At 56.5% G+C, this 16,646-nt stretch carries 11 protein-coding genes and 3 pseudogenes; 6 read left to right on the plus strand and 8 right to left on the minus strand.

Annotated elements, in window-relative coordinates:
- Position 1: 1 nt before the first annotated feature.
- Entirely contained in the window at positions 2 to 1,207 is a 1,206-nt protein-coding gene (locus tag ACTYOL_RS16770) for a CaiB/BaiF CoA transferase family protein (RefSeq protein ID WP_444756707.1), read from the minus strand.
- Positions 1,208 to 1,933: 726 nt separating this feature from the next.
- Here ACTYOL_RS16770 and ACTYOL_RS16775 point away from each other — a divergent pair.
- A pseudogene (locus tag ACTYOL_RS16775) lies at positions 1,934 to 2,161 on the plus strand (SDR family NAD(P)-dependent oxidoreductase); the annotation flags it as partial.
- Positions 2,162 to 2,186: 25 nt separating this feature from the next.
- Here the strand turns inward: ACTYOL_RS16775 and ACTYOL_RS16780 are convergent.
- The 5 genes and pseudogenes from ACTYOL_RS16780 to ACTYOL_RS16800 all read right to left on the minus strand — a co-directional run.
- Positions 2,187 to 2,830 (minus strand): annotated as a pseudogene (locus ACTYOL_RS16780) (IS3 family transposase); the annotation flags it as partial.
- A gap of 177 nt (positions 2,831 to 3,007) precedes the next feature.
- Positions 3,008 to 3,584, minus strand: a pseudogene (locus ACTYOL_RS16785) (SDR family NAD(P)-dependent oxidoreductase); the annotation flags it as partial.
- A complete protein-coding gene (locus tag ACTYOL_RS16790; protein WP_444756708.1) occupies positions 3,581 to 4,948 on the minus strand; it encodes an MFS transporter in 1,368 nt (455 codons plus the stop codon). The gene ACTYOL_RS16790 and the pseudogene ACTYOL_RS16785, both read right to left, overlap by 4 nt.
- A gap of 94 nt (positions 4,949 to 5,042) precedes the next feature.
- The gene (locus tag ACTYOL_RS16795; RefSeq protein WP_444756709.1) at positions 5,043 to 6,626 is read right to left on the minus strand and encodes an aldehyde dehydrogenase (NADP(+)); all 1,584 of its coding nucleotides are present in this window, start codon (positions 6,624 to 6,626) and stop codon (positions 5,043 to 5,045) included.
- Positions 6,627 to 6,726: 100 nt separating this feature from the next.
- The gene (locus ACTYOL_RS16800; RefSeq protein WP_444756710.1) at positions 6,727 to 7,674 is read right to left on the minus strand and encodes a LysR family transcriptional regulator; all 948 of its coding nucleotides are present in this window, start codon (positions 7,672 to 7,674) and stop codon (positions 6,727 to 6,729) included.
- A 117-nt stretch (positions 7,675 to 7,791) separates the two neighbouring features.
- Here ACTYOL_RS16800 and ACTYOL_RS16805 point away from each other — a divergent pair, with 117 nt between their 5' ends.
- Entirely contained in the window at positions 7,792 to 8,967 is a 1,176-nt protein-coding gene (locus tag ACTYOL_RS16805) for a fumarylacetoacetate hydrolase family protein (RefSeq protein ID WP_444756711.1), read from the plus strand.
- 59 nt (positions 8,968 to 9,026) lie between these two features.
- Positions 9,027 to 10,814 carry an IlvD/Edd family dehydratase gene (locus ACTYOL_RS16810; RefSeq protein WP_444756712.1) on the plus strand — a complete coding sequence of 596 codons (1,788 nt, stop codon included), beginning with the start codon at positions 9,027 to 9,029 and terminating at the stop codon, positions 10,812 to 10,814.
- A 1,259-nt stretch (positions 10,815 to 12,073) separates the two neighbouring features.
- Here ACTYOL_RS16810 and ACTYOL_RS16815 read toward each other — a convergent pair.
- Both ACTYOL_RS16815 and ACTYOL_RS16820 read right to left on the minus strand, forming a co-directional pair.
- Positions 12,074 to 13,204 carry a mandelate racemase/muconate lactonizing enzyme family protein gene (locus ACTYOL_RS16815; RefSeq protein WP_444756713.1) on the minus strand — a complete coding sequence of 377 codons (1,131 nt, stop codon included), beginning with the start codon at positions 13,202 to 13,204 and terminating at the stop codon, positions 12,074 to 12,076.
- A 656-nt stretch (positions 13,205 to 13,860) separates the two neighbouring features.
- Positions 13,861 to 14,709: an SDR family NAD(P)-dependent oxidoreductase gene (locus tag ACTYOL_RS16820; RefSeq protein ID WP_444756714.1), complete on the minus strand. Its 849-nt coding sequence runs from the start codon at positions 14,707 to 14,709 to the stop codon at positions 13,861 to 13,863.
- A 422-nt stretch (positions 14,710 to 15,131) separates the two neighbouring features.
- Here ACTYOL_RS16820 and ACTYOL_RS16825 point away from each other — a divergent pair, with 422 nt between their 5' ends.
- Genes ACTYOL_RS16825 through ACTYOL_RS16835 form a run of 3 tightly spaced genes read left to right on the plus strand, consistent with a single transcriptional unit; the run spans position 15,132 to position 16,644 of the window.
- On the plus strand, positions 15,132 to 15,785 hold the full coding sequence (locus ACTYOL_RS16825) for an NAD(P)H-dependent oxidoreductase (RefSeq protein ID WP_444756715.1): 654 nt from the start codon (positions 15,132 to 15,134) through the stop codon (positions 15,783 to 15,785).
- Between the two features lie 14 nt (positions 15,786 to 15,799).
- On the plus strand, positions 15,800 to 16,357 hold the full coding sequence (locus ACTYOL_RS16830) for a flavin reductase family protein (RefSeq protein ID WP_444756716.1): 558 nt from the start codon (positions 15,800 to 15,802) through the stop codon (positions 16,355 to 16,357).
- 26 nt (positions 16,358 to 16,383) lie between these two features.
- Positions 16,384 to 16,644: a DUF6506 family protein gene (locus tag ACTYOL_RS16835; RefSeq protein WP_444756717.1), complete on the plus strand. Its 261-nt coding sequence runs from the start codon at positions 16,384 to 16,386 to the stop codon at positions 16,642 to 16,644.
- The last annotated feature ends 2 nt before the right edge of the window (positions 16,645 to 16,646 follow it).

The following is a 16,646-nucleotide window of genomic DNA, read 5'->3' on the forward strand; positions in this document are numbered from 1 at the left end:
TTCAAATCACTTTGCTGGCTTTAAGGGTCTGAAGGGTTTCGGCGGAGACGCCAAGCAAACGGCTGAGGATATCCTCGGTGCTTGCCCCAAGCGCTGGGCCGGTAGAAACGAACGCCGCCGGCGTTTCAGAAAGCCGCGGCATGGCGTTGGGCAAAACCAATTCCCCGATGCGTGGGTCTTTAACCTTGATGAGGTTTTCACGCTCGGCGAACTGTGGATCTTCAAAAATATCGGCAATGGAGTTCAGCGGGCCGGCAGGCACCTGCCCTTCCTTGCAGACATCCAGCAGCTCCTGCTGGGTAAAATCAGAGACCCAAAGAGCTACCAGTGCATTGATCTTGGCGCGCTCTTTCACGCGGTCTGGGCTGGTTGGGTATTGCTCGGCCAACTCGGGCTTGCCCATGGCGACGGCCAGTCGGTGGAACATGCGGTCGTTGCTGCAGGCCAAAGCGATCCAGTGACCGTCCTTTGTCTGGTAGTGACTGTGGGGAACGACATTGATGGTGTCAGCACCCATGCGTTCGCGCACGTACCCATATTTCGCGTACACCGGCGCAATTTCATCGAGCAGCCGGAAGACCGACTCATACAGCCCGATGTCGATACACTGTCCGATACCGCCTGATTGCACGGAGCGCAGAGCCAGAAGCACACCAATGGCTCCCCACATCCCCGAGATGTAATCGGCCAGCGATGTCGAGCCGGGGACAACGGGCGGCCCGTCCGCCTCCCCTGCGAGGAACGAAAGGCCTCCAAAGGCATGAGCAATACGCGCAAACCCCGGCTCACTGCGCTTAGGGCCGGTTTGCCCGTAGGCACTGACCCGCAGCATCACTAATTTAGGGTTGATTTCGCGCAGTGACTCATAGCTGAGTCCCCATTTTTCCAGGGTGCCAGGCCGGAAGTTCTCGAGCACAACGTCCGACTTTGCTACAAGCTGCCTGAACAAAGCTGCACCCTGTTCTGAGCGCAGATCCAGAGTGACCGATTGCTTGTTCCTGGCCTCACTGAGCCAGACCATGCTGTCACCGCATTCCGTTGGCGTTCCGAACTTGCGAAGGGTGTCCCCCCCCGCCGGCTGCTCGATCTTAATAACCTCCGCGCCAAAGTCGGCGAGAATAGTTCCGCAGAACGGGGCGGCAACAAATGTTGCAATGTCCAGAACACGGACACCTGCCATAGGCTGATTGTTATTTGTCTGGCCCAATTTGAGATTCCTCAGCTGTATTCATCGACAGGTGCAAGGACCTGCACCCACGAGCTGAAGTGATCGTAAGAGAATCCGGAAACCAGCACTAATCGAATAATTATTCCGATTATTCGATTTTATCAATCAATCTATTTCACTCACGTATACATGCTCGCAAAGACGTGACTACCTGATTAGGCCATATCACCCGAGACCTCAGTAAATCGATATGCGCCAGGAGGGTGCCTAGAAGGAAACCTATTCCTGCACAAGAACAGATGGCGTGGTGATTAGGAGGCTTATGATGACAGTATGTTTCAATCAGGGTTTTTCACCCCTCGCCTTGGTCTGTCCAAAATTTAAACCACGTATAGGAACTGAAATCCGGCGCACGGCCTATAGGACGAGGTTGGATCATGGATCTGTAAATTGAGGGAAAACCGCACTGTAACGGGCGCCAGCCAAGGGCTGGTCGGCAATTTTCAAATCGCTAGGTGCTGAAGGCGTAAAGGTCTCCGCCACCGCCCGAAATGAAAGAGCTATTGGCCGGTCTGGTTTCTGAAATCGAGGAATCGGTGGAGTAGCTCCCATTACCTTCGATCAAGACTTCGTTGCGGCGGACGGCCCCGAGAAAATCGTCGCAGCTGCTCTGGCCGCAATGAGGCACATCGATATCCTGATCAACAATGCAGGCGGCAGTCGTTCGATGGACATCGACGCGCCTGAAGACACTGGGTTGAAGGCATGACTCTCAACTTCGACCGCCACCGCAAAGTGACTCAGAAGCTGTCGCCTAACATCCTTGAGCGCAAATCTGGCTCTATTGTCAACATCTCAGGCAACCTGGAGCCTGAGGTTGCCAATGCAGCGATGGTCGCCAAAGCAGGTCTTGTCGTAGGGGCCAAAGGTCTGCCCGAGCAACTGGGTCAACACGGCATTACCGTGAACTGCGTACAGCCTGATCTGATCGATACCGTACAGATACGTTGCCTGTATGCAGCACCAGCGTACGGCGCTCTCTCAAGACCTGGAATAACCGATCTCTGCCTACCTGGACCCGTCCGTCAGCGTGGCAATGCAGTAGATAGTGCAGCTTGCGAGTACCTAACCGAGGCTGTCGCATTCGGACTTGCTGAACAAACTCAACTACGCGGTCTGCCTGGCTCTCTTTGCTATCAGCAGCTCGGTTGCGCTTGTAGTAAGTCTGTCGACTGATGCCTAGAAACTGACAAGCCCTGGCAATGCTCAGTCCTGCGACTTGACCTTGCGAGAGGACTTGCCGGATCGCTTTTTTACGACCGAGACACCATAGTCATTTTTCAGGACATCAACGACGGTCTCGAAAAACTGCGCCTTCTGGCTCATCAGCTCAAGCTACTGCTCAAGCTCCTTGATCCGCTGCTCTGGAGTCAGCGTTTTGGGGTCGGACATCGCGCAGCTCCTTTCGGCCCGGATCGACGCCCCTGGCTCCAATCCTGCCGACCATGTACGCAACCATACCAGAACCGTCGATCGGCCCTGGATGCCATATCGCTCCTGAGCCTGGCCATAGGTCATCTCGCCTTTTTCGATCTGATCAACCACAGCAAATTTAAAAGACAGTGAATAATCTCGCTGCGTGCGCTTTACACCTTGCTCCATCTGACTCTCCGGAAATTCGGGATGGGAGGTGTAAACCTTATTCAGGACGGGACAAGTACAACGGCCTCCATTGAGCCTAGCTGTGTACGCGTTGTCAGTGTTCGTGGGGCATCGCTTTTACAACTGGTTTGTAGATTGCTGACTACGCTCGTGTCCCGAGTAACTGAATTAGCCGAAGGCGCCCTGGGCCGCGATGCGTTGGTTCAGCGAGGGCGAGTCGACCGTACGGGGGCAGATTGCATTGCAGCGAATGCCATGACCAATGTAGTCGGCCGCCACAGCTTTGATCAAGCCGTCGACCGCAGCCTTGCTGGCGCCATAGGCGAAGCGGTTGGGCACCGCCTTGACGTTGGAGACCACTGAGGACAAGTTTATGATCGAGCTACCACCACGGCGCAACATATTCTTCAGAAACGCTCGAATCGTGCGATACATCGTAGTGACATTGATCGTTATCGAGCGTTCCCAAGCCGACTCGTTATAGTCTAGATAGTCTAGAACCGTGCCGTTATGGACGTATCCTCCACAGTTGAATCGCAAATCGATATCACCCAGTTCATCACTTAGCCCTCAATGGCGGACCTCGAGGTCACGTCAAGCAATCGAGCCTTGATGCCTGGCTGTTGCAATAGGTTGTCTATGGCAATATAGCTACCGATCACCTCGGCTCAGCGGTGGCAAAGACCTGTGCGCTGGCAAGGCCAACGCCCTGACCCGCCGCCGTGATGAGTGCACGCTTGCCCGCAAGGTTCATGCAGCCTCCAGTTTCAGTTTCTGCTCGACCGCATCTTGCTTACGGCCGAGCATGGCTGTAGGAATGGCCATGATCAGCAAGGCACTGGCGAACAGGCATAGGCCCAGCACGTAAGTGCCGTTGTTGATATCGCCGGTGAGGTTCTCAGCCACCGCCGTAATCATCGAACCGGTAAAGCCAGACAGGTTGCCGAACGCGTTGATCATGCCAATTCCGGCCGCCGCCGCCACGCCCGATAACACCGTGCCCGGCAAAGTCCAGAAGATCGGCATCAGACTTAACACCCCAGAGGCGGCCACCGTCAGGAACAGAACCGACAATACGAGGTTGCTGGAAAACCACGCGCTGAGAATCAGACCGCAACCGCCAATCAAGGCCGGTATGGCTGCATGCAGGCGGCGCTCACCAGTACGGTTGGAATGACGTGCGTTAAGTAGCATGGCAATCACCGCCACACCGTAAGGAATCGCAGTCAGCAGGCCGATCTCAAAGGTACTGGTGATGCCCGCACTCTTGATGATCGACGGCATCCAGAAGGCCAGGCCATAAAACCCGGTGTTGAAGGTCAGCAGGATGAAAACCAGCAACCACACCCGCGGGTTCAAGAACACTTCGCTCAGGCGTGACACTTTGCCCTCGCCGTCCTGTTGCAGGTTGTTCTTAAGTAGCGATTTTTCCTCGGCCGACAGCCAGTGCGCCTTGTCGATGTTGTCGCACAGGCAGGTGAATACGATCACCGCCATCACCAACGAGGGCAACCCTTCGATTAAAAGCATCCATTGCCAGCCGGCCAGACCATACCAATCGTTGAAACTGGTCATCAGCCAACCTGACAGCACGCCACCGAGGGTAAGGCTGACCGGCATTGCCATCAGGAACCCGGACATCACCCGGCTCTGTCGGTGAGTGGGGAACCAGTAGTTCAGGTACAGAATCACTCCTGGGAAGAACCCGGCCTCACAGATACCCAACAGAAAACGCATCACGTAGAACATCGTGCTGGCCTCGACATGGAAAAATCTGGCGAGCGGTACGGTGAAGGCCACAGCCATGGAAATGATCGCCCAACTCAGCATGATGCGGGCAATCCAGAAGCGCGCACCGTAGCGATGCAGCAACAGGTTGCTCGGTACCTCGAATAAGAAGTAACCCCAGAAAAACATACTGGCGCCCAAGGCGTAGACGGTATTGCTGAACTGCAGATCATTGAGCATGTCCAGCTTGGCGAAGCCTATGTTGACCCTATCCAGATAGGCAGCCATGTAACACAACAGCAGAATTGGCAGGATGCGTAGGATCACCTTTCGGTAGGTACGATCTTCGAAGTACGGGGCTAAGGCAGTGGATAGGGATGGGTTGTGCATTGATGTGGTACCTCGGCATGTCGAGCATGCCTGATTGTTGTTATCGACAGTGCACCGGGCGGGCGCCGCCCGGATGATGAAGCAGTACGGTGGTTCAGTGAATTGGTTCGCGGCTATAGTGACCATCGACTAGGCGCAACAGGCCGAGTGGGTTGCTGTCGCGCAAGGCCTCTGGCAGAAGCGCTTCAGGGAAATTCTGATAACACACCGGCCGCAGGAAGCGGTCGATCGCCAGACTGCCGACCGAGGTGCCGCGGCTGTCGGAGGTGGCCGGGTATGGCCCGCCGTGCACCATTGCGTCACACACCTCAACACCGGTTGGGTAACCGTTTACCAGCAACCGCCCCGCCTTGTGTTCGAGCAGGGCCACTAGGTCAGCCGCAGAGGCCAGTTCTTGAGGCTCTGCGATGAGGGTCGCGGTGAGCTGCCCGCCCAGAACCGAAAGCGCCGCCAGCAGTTGGTCATAGTCCGCGAGCTCTACCACCACCGTAGCGGGGCCGAACACTTCCTCCTGCAACAGCGGCTCACCATTAAGCAGCAGGCTGGCATCGGCTTGGAACAGCTGTGGCCAGGACTGCTCACCCATTTGTTCGGCACCGGCAAGATGGCGGATGCCTGTATGCCCCTTGAGTGCTGCAACACCCTTGGCATAGCTATGCAGCGTGCCTACATTGAGCATGGTCTGCGCCGGCTGGTCGACCATGCGCGCCTGCAACTGTTCGACGAATAGGCCGAATGCGTCGGAGCGCACACCAAGCACTAGCCCAGGGTTAGTGCAGAACTGACCACAACCTAGCACCACCGAGGCGGCGAGCTCGCCAGCAATCACCTCGCCACGGACGGCCAGCGCCTGCGGCAGGACGATCACCGGGTTGATGCTGCTCATCTCGGCGAACACCGGAATCGGTTGTGGACGCGCCGCTGCCATGTCGCATAGCGCTCGCCCACCTTTGAGCGAGCCGGTGAATCCGACGGCCTGTATCGCTGAGTGCTTGATCAGCGCTTCGCCCACACCCGCGCCATAGATCATGTTGAACACCCCAGCAGGCATCTGGCAGCGCTCAGCGGCGCGGACGATAGCCTCGGCAACCTTTTCGGCAGTGGCCATGTGGCCGCTGTGCGCCTTGAATACAACCGGGCACCCGGCAGCCAATGCTGCAGCGGTGTCACCACCAGCAGTGGAGAACGCCAGGGGAAAGTTGCTTGCCCCGAATACCGCGACCGGCCCCAGGCCCATCCGGCACTGACGAATATCGATTCGCGGCATTGGGATACGCTCAGGCTGGGCCCGGTCGATCCGTGCACCATAGAAATCACCCCGACGTAAAACCTGGGCAAACAACCGTAGCTGGCCGCTGGTGCGTGACCGCTCTCCCTGAATGCGCGCCGCTGGCAGTGCGGTCTCGCGGCTGACTAGTTCGATGAAGTGCTCATCGAGGGCATCGAGTTCTTCAGCAATGGTTTCCAGAAACTCGGCCCGGCGCTGGCCAGATAGAGCCCGATAGGCAGGATAGGCCCGGCTAGCGGCTAGCGCTGCGGAGTCGACCTCGCCCTCGCTCGCCTGATAGAACGCGCCGGGCAGCTTTTGGCCGGTAAGAGCGTCGATACTGTGCAAATTCGCTTGGCCAGCGCCGCTGCGGGCGCCGCCGATAAATTGCTGACCTGCGCTTGAAGTCATAGACATTCCTTGACAATGCGGTAGTAAACACTGGTCACTAATCTAGGCTGACAAGCGATTCTTTCCCAATGGCATTTGTGGATCGTCCGATGACGGTTAGTTATCGATATTTTCGCGCCTTACGAGCATCGGCGAGCAGAATCTGTGCGAACTCCAGGGGCGCTCCGTTGAGCTCTTCGCCTTTGCGAGTGAGGATGCCGTAGTCCTGCGGCTCAAGGTGCAGCGGGGTGTCGAGGCTGCGCAATCTGCCGCTGGCCAAGTGCGGATCAACCATGGCCTGGGGCAGCATGCCGACCATCGGGCCGCCCTGCAGCACCTTGAGGAAAGTCTGCATCGAGATGGTATCGATGGTATTGCGCGGCACCGCAACGCCGGCTTCAGCGAAAGCCCGTTCCATTCTCGCGCGGATCGGAGTGCCTTTGGGGTAGAGAATCCACGGCCACTCCAGCAGTTGCGGCAAGGTAACAGGCCCTTGATCGCATAGCGGGTGCTGGTCATTGACCACAAAACAGAACGGTTCTGGCGCCACCGGCTGGAAGTCGAAGCGGTGGCGTTGGGTTTCGTCGGTGAGTCGTGCTACAGCAAGGTGCAAGGTCTTTTCTTCAAGCATTTCCATCAGGTGGTCGCTGGTATGCTCCACCACTTCGATCGACAGCAACGGCCAGCGCTGCTTGATCTGTATGATCGCATCAGGCAGCGCGACCGCAGTGGCGGCAAAGATGCCGCCCACTCTCAAGTGACCATGCCCGCCCCGGCGCAGACTATCGATCTGTTCGAAGAAGTTGCACGCATCGTTGAGCGTGACATGCGCATAACGCAGCACCTGCTCGCCTAGCGCAGTGGGCGGCATGCTGCGCGTCTGGCGCTCAAACAGGGCGAAGCCGAGCAGGCTTTCAATTTCCTTGAGCATCTTGCTAATAGCCGGCTGACTCAGGTTCATCTGCTGCGCGGCCAGGTGCATGTTGCGGGTGCGGCCCAAGGTGTCGACTAGCAACAGGTGCCGAAACTTAAGCCAATTGCGCAAATGGGGGAACGACAGATCTGACATGCTAGCCATCCTTTATTCTGATAACTAAATGTTATCGATTGTTGAAAATATTCCATTGGAGTTTATCGAGATACGACCTTAGCGTGCAGTCTTCAGTACTTGAAAGGATCCATTGTGATGCCTCTATGCCTGACACTCGCCAATACCCTACCCGACGATGGCCTGACCGGTACCCTGATCGGCCGCGCCTGGATCCCCGGTGATATAGCTGGCCCCTCTCCCATTGCATTGCGTGCAGACGGCGTGTTCGACCTTTCCGAGCACTTCGCAACATTGAGTGAACTGCTTGAAAGTGAACACCCATTGCAAGCCGTACGGGCCACCCCTGGCCGCTTCGTCGGTAGCCTCGAAGCACTGCTGACCAACAGCACCGTAGTGCCGGACCCGACGCGTGCATACCTGCTGCCACCGCTCGACCTGCAAGTGATCAAGGCCGCGGGTGTGACCTTTGCAGCAAGCATGATCGAACGACTGATCGAGGAACAGGCCGGTGGAGATGCCGCACTTGCTGAAACCGTACGTGCCACCGTAAGTGCAGTCATTGGCGATAACCTGCGTGCGGTAAAGCCAGGGTCCAAGCAAGCCATGGCACTCAAGACTCTGCTGATCCAGCAGGGTCTGTGGTCACAATATCTGGAAGTAGGCATCGGCCCGGACGCCGAAATATTCACCAAGGCCCCGGTGCTTGCGGGCGTAGGCAGCGGAAACCAGATTGGTGTTCACCCCGGCTCGCAATGGAACAACCCCGAGCCTGAAATCGTACTAGCGGTCGACAGCCGAGGTCGTATACACGGCGCAACCCTGGGCAACGATGTCAACCTACGCGATTTTGAAGGGCGCAGCGCGCTGTTGCTGAGCAAAGCAAAGGACAACAATGCATCCTGCGCCATCGGCCCATTCATTCGCTTGTTCGATGAGACCTTCGATTTAAATGCCGTGCGCAACTGCGTGGTTCACCTTGGTGTGCATGGTAAGGATGGTTTCGTGCTCAATGGCACGAGTTCAATGAGCCAGATCAGCCGTGACCCCGAAGACCTGGTGCGCCAGACCCTGAACGGTAACCACCAATACCCCGACGGCTTCATGTTGTTCCTCGGCACGCTGTTTGCCCCCACCGACGACCGCGACCACCCTGGAGCTGGTTTCACCCACAGGTTAGGTGACCGGGTTACTATCTCCAGCCCACTGCTCGGCTCGCTCCATAACGAAGTGAGCCACAGTGATCAGGCTACGCCTTGGACCTTCGGGGTTGGCGCGCTGATGCGCAACCTTGCTGCTAGAGGTTTGCTTTAACTTCGAACCCTGCGCCCGGCAACACCGCTATGCGACTTACAAAGACCAGAGAGCCTGACATGAGCCATATTCCCAAGCGCCACCTGCGCAGCCAGCAGTGGTTCGATGACCCGAGTCACGCCGACATGACCGCGCTTTATGTAGAGCGCTACATGAACTACGGCCTGACCCGTGAAGAACTGCAATCGGGCCGACCAATCATCGGTATCGCCCAGACCGGCAGCGACCTGACTCCGTGCAACCGCCACCACATAGAACTGGCCCAGCGAGTCAAGGCTGGTATCCGGGACGCGGGGGGCATCCCCATGGAGTTCCCGGTGCATCCAATTGCCGAACAGAGTCGCCGCCCCACCGCTGCTCTGGACCGCAATCTGGCTTACCTGGGATTGGTGGAAATTCTGCACGGCTACCCACTCGATGGCGTCGTGCTGACCACCGGCTGCGACAAAACCACTCCCGCCTGCCTGATGGCTGCAGCCACCACCGACTTACCAGCCATCGTACTGTCGGGGGGGCCAATGCTTGATGGCCACCACAAGGGGCAGCTGATAGGCTCGGGCACCGTGCTATGGCACGCTCGCAACCTTCTGGCCGCAGGCGACATCGACTACGAAGGCTTCATGGAAATGACCACAGCCGCCTCGCCGTCGGTGGGCCACTGCAACACCATGGGTACGGCGCTGTCGATGAACGCCCTGGCCGAGGCATTGGGCATGTCATTGCCTGGTTGTGCAAGCATACCTGCGCCGTATCGCGAACGCGGGCAAATGGCCTATGCCACCGGCAAGCGCATCTGCGAACTGGTCCTGCAAGATATCCGGCCATCTTCGATCATGACCCGACCAGCCTTCGAAAACGCCATTGCCGTGGCTTCGGCGCTGGGTGCTTCGAGCAACTGCCCGCCGCACCTGATCGCCATCGCCCGACACATGGGGATCGAATTGTCGTTGGACGACTGGCAACGTGTGGGCGAGAACGTGCCATTACTGGTCAACTGCATGCCGGCAGGTAAGTACTTGGGCGAAGGCTTCCACCGCGCCGGGGGCGTACCGGCGGTGATGCACGAGCTTCAGAGAGCTGGTCGGCTGCACGAAGAGTGCTACACCGTTAGCGGTAAAAGGATCGGCGAAATCGTCAACGCTGCACTTACCAGCAACCGGGACGTTATCCTGCCCTATGACTCCCCACTCAAGCACGGTGCTGGCTTCATCGTGCTTAGCGGCAACTTCTTCGACAGTGCAATTATGAAAATGTCGGTGGTCGGTGAAGCGTTTCGCCAGACTTACCTGTCCGAGCCTGGTAAGGAAAACAGCTTCGAAGCCAGGGCGATTGTCTTCGAGGGGCCCGAGGACTACCACGCACGTATTGACGACCCTTCGCTGAATATCGACGAACGCTGCATCCTGGTGATTCGTGGTGCCGGCACTGTAGGTTACCCTGGCAGCGCCGAGGTAGTGAATATGGCCCCGCCAGCGGCTCTGATCAAGCGTGGCGTCGACTCGCTGCCTTGCCTTGGGGACGGCCGTCAGAGTGGTACCTCGGCCAGCCCGTCAATCCTCAACATGTCGCCCGAAGCTGCGGTGGGAGGAGGACTGGCTCTACTGCAGACCAACGACCTGCTGCGCGTTGACCTGAACAATCGGCGTGTCGACCTATTGGTTTCCGAGGCCGAGCTCGCTCGGCGCCGTGGACACTGGGCACCCAGTATCCCGGCTTCGCAAACGCCTTGGCAGGAGCTGTATCGGCAACTTGTGGGGCAACTCTCCACCGGTGGCTGCTTGGAACCTGCGACCTTGCATATGAAGGTAATCGCCCGCGAGGGGGGTATGCCGCGTCATTCGCATTGAGCCATACGATCATAGGTAAAACAGGGCTGCTTGCAGCCCTTGTTTCGCGCAAGCCAAAGACCTGAAAACGCCACCCCATTTGCGTGACTGAATACGCTTACGTGACTAACTACCCTGTCAGTGGTGTCCTTCCCGGTTCCCACAATCAATGTGTTCGCAAGCTTCCCTACTGCCATGTCGTGATCAAGGGAGGAGGGCGAACGATGATAGTTGACGTAGGTTACAACGACGAAGCCTATGGCACCGTGCTGGGAGATCGATTCGGGGTAGAGCACTGGTATCGCCGCGACAGGTTTTAGCTGAGCTCGGAGTCACCCCTGAAGAAGTGGATACCGTGTTCATTATCCATTCACATTTCAATCACCTTGGTAACAGCGATGCGTTTCCTAGCGCGACGCTCTATATCCATGAGGGCGAGCTGTCGAAGTGGATGATCGGTGGCACTGACCCTTTGGACATTTTAAGAGCGGTGGAATTGACCAGACAGGGACGCCTGAAGTGTATCAATGGTCCACAGGAGGACGTTCTACCTAGCATTGACCTTCATGTGGCCTATGGCAGCCATACCTACGGATGCATGTGGGTGCATGTGCGTAACGCTCTGGCCCGACAGTCTCAGAACAGTTGGGTGCTGGCCGGCGATCTGATCTATGTCAATGACAACCGGTCACTAATCCCGACGTTGGTCTGGGTTGTATCGAGGGTAAGTTGAGCATCAAGCCTGTGGGCCTTGCTATGGGGCAGCAATACGAATCTGGCCACTGCCTCGGATGAAATGCTCTAGGCCGTCGACCATCAGGCCAAACGAGTAATACCGATCCACGAGGAACGGCTGAAGGATGGTATTTTCCATCCCGGATAACGCAAAATGGCCGTCGTGTGAGTGAGCTGTGCCTTGCAGACGATCAAGCTTCGGCTGTGCTATTAAACAAGGCCAGTCCACTTAGTTATCAGCGTCTCCCATAGCTATGCTATCGGCAGCGGTGATAACTAAGTGGACTGGCCCTGTTTAGGATTCCGTACGGCTGAGGAAAGACTCGAGCAACGGCAACGCTCGACTTGCGCTCATAGTTCTGAAGCCAATCTGGCGCTCTTCCTGGGCGCCTATGGGCGTTGGATGATCTTGGATCTCCAACATCTGGCTATCCGCGAAAAGATGCTAACCTATTAAAGCGACCCTGACCTCCTCTTCGTTCGAAACGATTCGGAGGACCTGGGCAGCCGCTCCATTGTGGGTGGCTAGGAGTGCGTTTTTTCGATCACATTATCTGCGTCCCAAACTTTTCAAGAGCGCGGTCGGAAAGCATAAGCCCCAAACCGGGCTCATCATTGAGTTTCAGCGTCCCGTTTCTGGTGATCGGGGGGTTCTCGAAGAGCTCTGCCTGCAACGGGTCGCGAGACGGATCGGGGAACGATTCAACAATCAACCCGGCTGGCGAACCAGCAACGATATGCGCATGTATGTAGGCATCATGATGAGGAGCCACATCTACATGATTCAGCTCGCAAAGCGCGGCCAGCTTTCGCCCACCTGTAAAACCACCGAACATCGTGACGTCAAACTGCAGAACGCTGATCGCGCGTTCGTCGATGAACGCACGACATCCTTCGAGCGTCATCTCGCTCTCGCCGCCGGTAATTGGAATGTGTGTACGTTGGGCTAGCAGCGTTGTTTCATGACGGTCGTCCGTCCAGCGCAGCGGCTCCTCGAGCCATCGCGGCTTAATAGGCTCAAGCATGCGTACCGCTTGCGTAGCCGTGCGTAAATCCCATGCCCGATTCACGTCTACCATCAAGTCACGATCTCCAATAACCTCCCTAATCGCCTCAAGTCGCTCGATGTCTTCACCCAGACTCAGCCCACCAACTTTTGCCTTGAAACGTGTGTGGCCTTGGTCGAGAAGTTTATACATCTCATCCCTAAGTTCGGGGATGCCCTTTCCATCCTGATAGTAGGCACAAGTGACGTAGTAAGGGACCTCGTCACGCCACCCACCAAACAATTTGTAAAGCGGCATCTTCGCCGCCTTGCCGATGATGTCCCAGCAGGCAATATCCGTGGCCGCAGAAAGACGAACCAGCGCTTCTTTAGTCCATCCTTTTTCTGCGGACGCCCGCTGCCAGGTGAGCGAAAACAAACTGTGATACAGGCGTTCCGGCGTAAGCGGATCAGCCCCCAGAATCATTTCGGACAGCCCAGTTTTCAAGACATGAATCAACGGTTCGTTGGACGTATAGCTGGTAGCGAGGCCAAATCCCTCGATGCCCTCATCGGTGGTGAGTCGGATCAGAATTTCGTTTGCATGTGGTACCTTGAAATGGCTCACCCAGTGAGGCTTTCCCTCACCTTTGTCTCGCAACGAAAATGCCTCCACCTTAACGATTTTCATGGTCGATTCCTGATAGTCGAAATAATTACTGCAAAGGATGGGACGGAGATGTCAGGTGTTGTTGCATCGACAGCTACGAGAATCCGTCGTAGTTCAATTGGGAGTACCTAGTTTTTGGGCATCTCACCCAGATGCAGTATAGATGCAAAGTTTAGGACCAGCTCGGCCTAAGCGCGCCGGTCCGCCTCACTGCTCAAGGGCCTTGCGCCAATCAGGTGCTCGCCTTGTCAGCTCACTGACCTACGGAGCCGAGTTGATCAGCGCCTGAGTCTCCAGCCTCCAACTCAGTATTCGCGGGGGCAGACTAGGCCCCGGATTAACTGACCTAGGATTTTCTCGCTTTCGCCAGCCGAGCACATGTCCGCAGCCTCGAAAAAGTTAATGCCTGCATCAGACTGGCCGACGCTGCCGATATACTTGTAGCCCCCTGCTGGCCGCTGAAAATCATCGTGCCCAACCAAGTTGCGACATCAGCAAGGCCGCATTGCCCAAAATCTTGAATTTCCATCGGGACTTCTTCAGATTTGGGTATGTATGCCGGCATGAGCGGCTCTACTCGATTTCAGGCATCAGCTTGAACCCCCGAGTAAATACAAGTCGCAGAGCTCATGCTGGAACAGCAGGCTGTATGCTAGCCTGCCGCGTGTACTCCGAGTTCAATCAGGAAAATCGGTCGCGTCGGAGAGGTCCCGCCATGCCACCAGATCTCGCTTTACCGCCTCCATCTTATCAACGGCGAGGTTGTTCGCTATCTTTCCGCAAAATAGATGCAAAGGAGGCTTAGCAGCGCCTGCGGCTTGAATGATCATCAAGGCCAACTTATCCGGATCCCCGGCCTGCTTACCGGCCATCTCATTCAAATGTATATCCAGCAAAGCTTGTGCCGCAGTGTATTCCGAAATATTGCGCTCTGCTACGACCAGCGAACCCGACGACAGAAACTCGGTGCGAACAGGCCCTGGATAGACCAAGGTTGCCTTGATACCGAATTCCGCGATTTCCGCCGCGAGAGCCTCTGTAAGTCCTGCAAGTGCGAACTTGGTAGCCGCGTAGATGCCCCACCCTGCATACCCGCCCTGAAAGCCGGCAATCGAACCGATATTGAAAACGTGTCCACTGCGCTGCTGACGCATATGAGGCAGCACGTGGCGGAGGACATGTGCTGGTGCAAAGACGTTCACTTCAAAGTTGCGACGCAGTTCTTCGTCAGATATCCCCTCTATGGTGCCCTGCAGACCATAGCCTGCGTTGTTGACAATCACATCGATTCGCCCGAATCGGGCGATGGCTTGCGCGACACAGGCCTGAACGCCGCGCTCATCGACGAGATCGACTTGAACAGGGAAAAACGTATCGGACGCAGGCCCAATCGAATCGACGAGCGAAGCCAATGTACGCGACGTAGCAACCACGTTGGCACCGCTTTTCAGAAGCTCGCGCACCAGTGCCAGACCGATGCCTTTTGAAGCACCGGTGACAAGCCATGTCTTCTCGTTCTTACTCATGATGATCCTCTAAACAAATGGATAAAAAGCGCAAGCCGCAATTGTCACCGTGCGGCAGTGTCGCTGCTGGCTGCACCTGCGGCGTTGCCTGATTGATTATCTTCTCCACCACATCGATCAAGGTGCACGATCTTGGATGAATGATGCATAAAATCCCGAATATTCCCCAGAGGCCGCCTCTGGCGTTCGTAGCAGACGATAGTCTTCACTGCCCTGTTAGTCTCGACCTATCTGCCGGGTCAAAATTAGGATTTTTATACATTAACTATGGAAGAACAGACATCCAAACTTCGCTTCCTTACCCGATAGTACACATAGCTACTGGTGCTGGAGACACCACATGTCGGGTCCACTTGGCGACTAATGGTGATACCTCTCCCACGCACGCTCCGGTTCGATTAACACACCTATCGAGAATTGACATGAGACACGCCTTAGTTATTAATGCATTTCAGCTTTATGAAGGATTCTCAAAGGGGGAGCTCAATCAGACGATGGCCAGCGTAATCCAGGAAGAGCTGGAGCGCATGGGCTACGAGGTTCAAACCACGAATATCGAGCAGGGCTACGTCGTACAAGAAGAAGTCGAAAAGCATCTGTGGGCGGACGTAATCATCCTGCAGGCGCCAATCCATTGGTTTGGCGCCCCTTGGATCTACAAGAAGTATGCCGACGAGATATTTACGGCAGGACTGCTGCAGAAGGTTCTGATCGTGAACGATGGGCGTGTCCTAGGGGATCCCACCAAACAGTACGGCACTGGCGGCTTGATGCAGGGCAAGAAGTACATGTTGTCCTTAACCTGGAATGCCCCGCGCGCCGCTTTTGACGACGAAGGCCAGTACCTCTTCGAAGGAAAGTCCGTCGACGACGTCATGGTCGCCAACACAACCAACTACCGGTTCTGCGGCGCAGAGGTTCTCCCCTCCTTCTCGTCCTTCAACGTCATCAAGGACCCGCATGTGGCCGAGGACATCGTGCGGCTTCGCGAACACATGACGCAGCTCTTCCCAATGCCTAGAGCGGACGGCGGAGAAGAGACGGCGGCAAGGCATACGCAACCAGAAACTGCCTGAGCGGGGGGACCACTATGCGCCGACTTGAAGCTTCCAAGACCTACCGGATACTTGAATCTGGCCCGATTGTCATGGTCTGCACAAACGATGGCGCACGCTCCAACATCATGACCATGGGTTTCCACATGATGGTTCAGCACGCGCCACCGTTGATCGGATGCGTCGTTGGCCCCTGGGATTACAGCTTCACCGTGCTCCGTGCGACCGGCGAATGCGTTCTCGCGGTGCCCGGTGCTGACTTGGCACCCACCGTCGTTGACGTCGGAAACTGCAGTGGCACAGAAGTGGACAAGTTCGAACACTTTGGCTTGGCCACCTCTAAAGCAGCGAAAGTCAAAGCTCCGCTATTGAGCGACTGCCTCTACAACATCGAATGCGTCGTGCACGACGACACACTGGTCGACATTTATCAGCTTTTCATCCTCGAAGCTGTTGCTGCCTGGTCCAACGATTCACGCAAGGAACGCCGCCTCTTGCATCATCACGGCGACGGCACGTTCACTGCCGATGGGGAGCGCTTCGATTTGCGAGACCGCATGACGCGCTGGAAGCAATTCCAAGTTGACCTGTAAATGCCTAAGCCTATGGAGTTTCGGATATGGACCAGACCAAGTACGCCTTTATCATCAAGGCACCCGGCTACCGCAGGAACACACACAAAGCACACATGAAATCGCCTGCGTTTGACGCGAAACTCATCGGTGTGGAGGACCTTGAAGAAGCGATGGCTGCTATCGAAGACCTCGCCGGCGCAGGTACGCAGATTGTCGAGCTTTGCGGCGGTTTCTCGACGCAGGAGGCGACCAAGCTGCGTCGCCGATTCCCCGACTGCGAGATCGGGCGCGTGACGTACCTTTAAGA

The sequence above is a fragment of the Pseudomonas sp. A014 genome, from assembly GCF_052378495.1.
GTDB classification, from domain to species: domain Bacteria; phylum Pseudomonadota; class Gammaproteobacteria; order Pseudomonadales; family Pseudomonadaceae; genus Aquipseudomonas; species Aquipseudomonas machongensis.

Bases quoted from the DNA above. Each gene is read 5' to 3' on its own strand.
- ACTYOL_RS16790 (WP_444756708.1), bottom strand. From the start codon at position 4,948: ATGCACAACCCATCCCTATCCACTGCCTTAGCCCCGTACTTCGAAGAT.
- ACTYOL_RS16795 (WP_444756709.1), bottom strand. From the start codon at position 6,626: ATGACTTCAAGCGCAGGTCAGCAATTTATCGGCGGCGCCCGCAGCGGC.
- ACTYOL_RS16800 (WP_444756710.1), bottom strand. From the start codon at position 7,674: ATGTCAGATCTGTCGTTCCCCCATTTGCGCAATTGGCTTAAGTTTCGG.
- ACTYOL_RS16805 (WP_444756711.1), top strand. From the start codon at position 7,792: ATGCCTCTATGCCTGACACTCGCCAATACCCTACCCGACGATGGCCTG.
- ACTYOL_RS16810 (WP_444756712.1), top strand. From the start codon at position 9,027: ATGAGCCATATTCCCAAGCGCCACCTGCGCAGCCAGCAGTGGTTCGAT.
- ACTYOL_RS16815 (WP_444756713.1), bottom strand. From the start codon at position 13,204: ATGAAAATCGTTAAGGTGGAGGCATTTTCGTTGCGAGACAAAGGTGAG.
- ACTYOL_RS16820 (WP_444756714.1), bottom strand. From the start codon at position 14,709: ATGAGTAAGAACGAGAAGACATGGCTTGTCACCGGTGCTTCAAAAGGC.
- ACTYOL_RS16825 (WP_444756715.1), top strand. From the start codon at position 15,132: ATGAGACACGCCTTAGTTATTAATGCATTTCAGCTTTATGAAGGATTC.
- ACTYOL_RS16830 (WP_444756716.1), top strand. From the start codon at position 15,800: ATGCGCCGACTTGAAGCTTCCAAGACCTACCGGATACTTGAATCTGGC.
- ACTYOL_RS16835 (WP_444756717.1), top strand. From the start codon at position 16,384: ATGGACCAGACCAAGTACGCCTTTATCATCAAGGCACCCGGCTACCGC.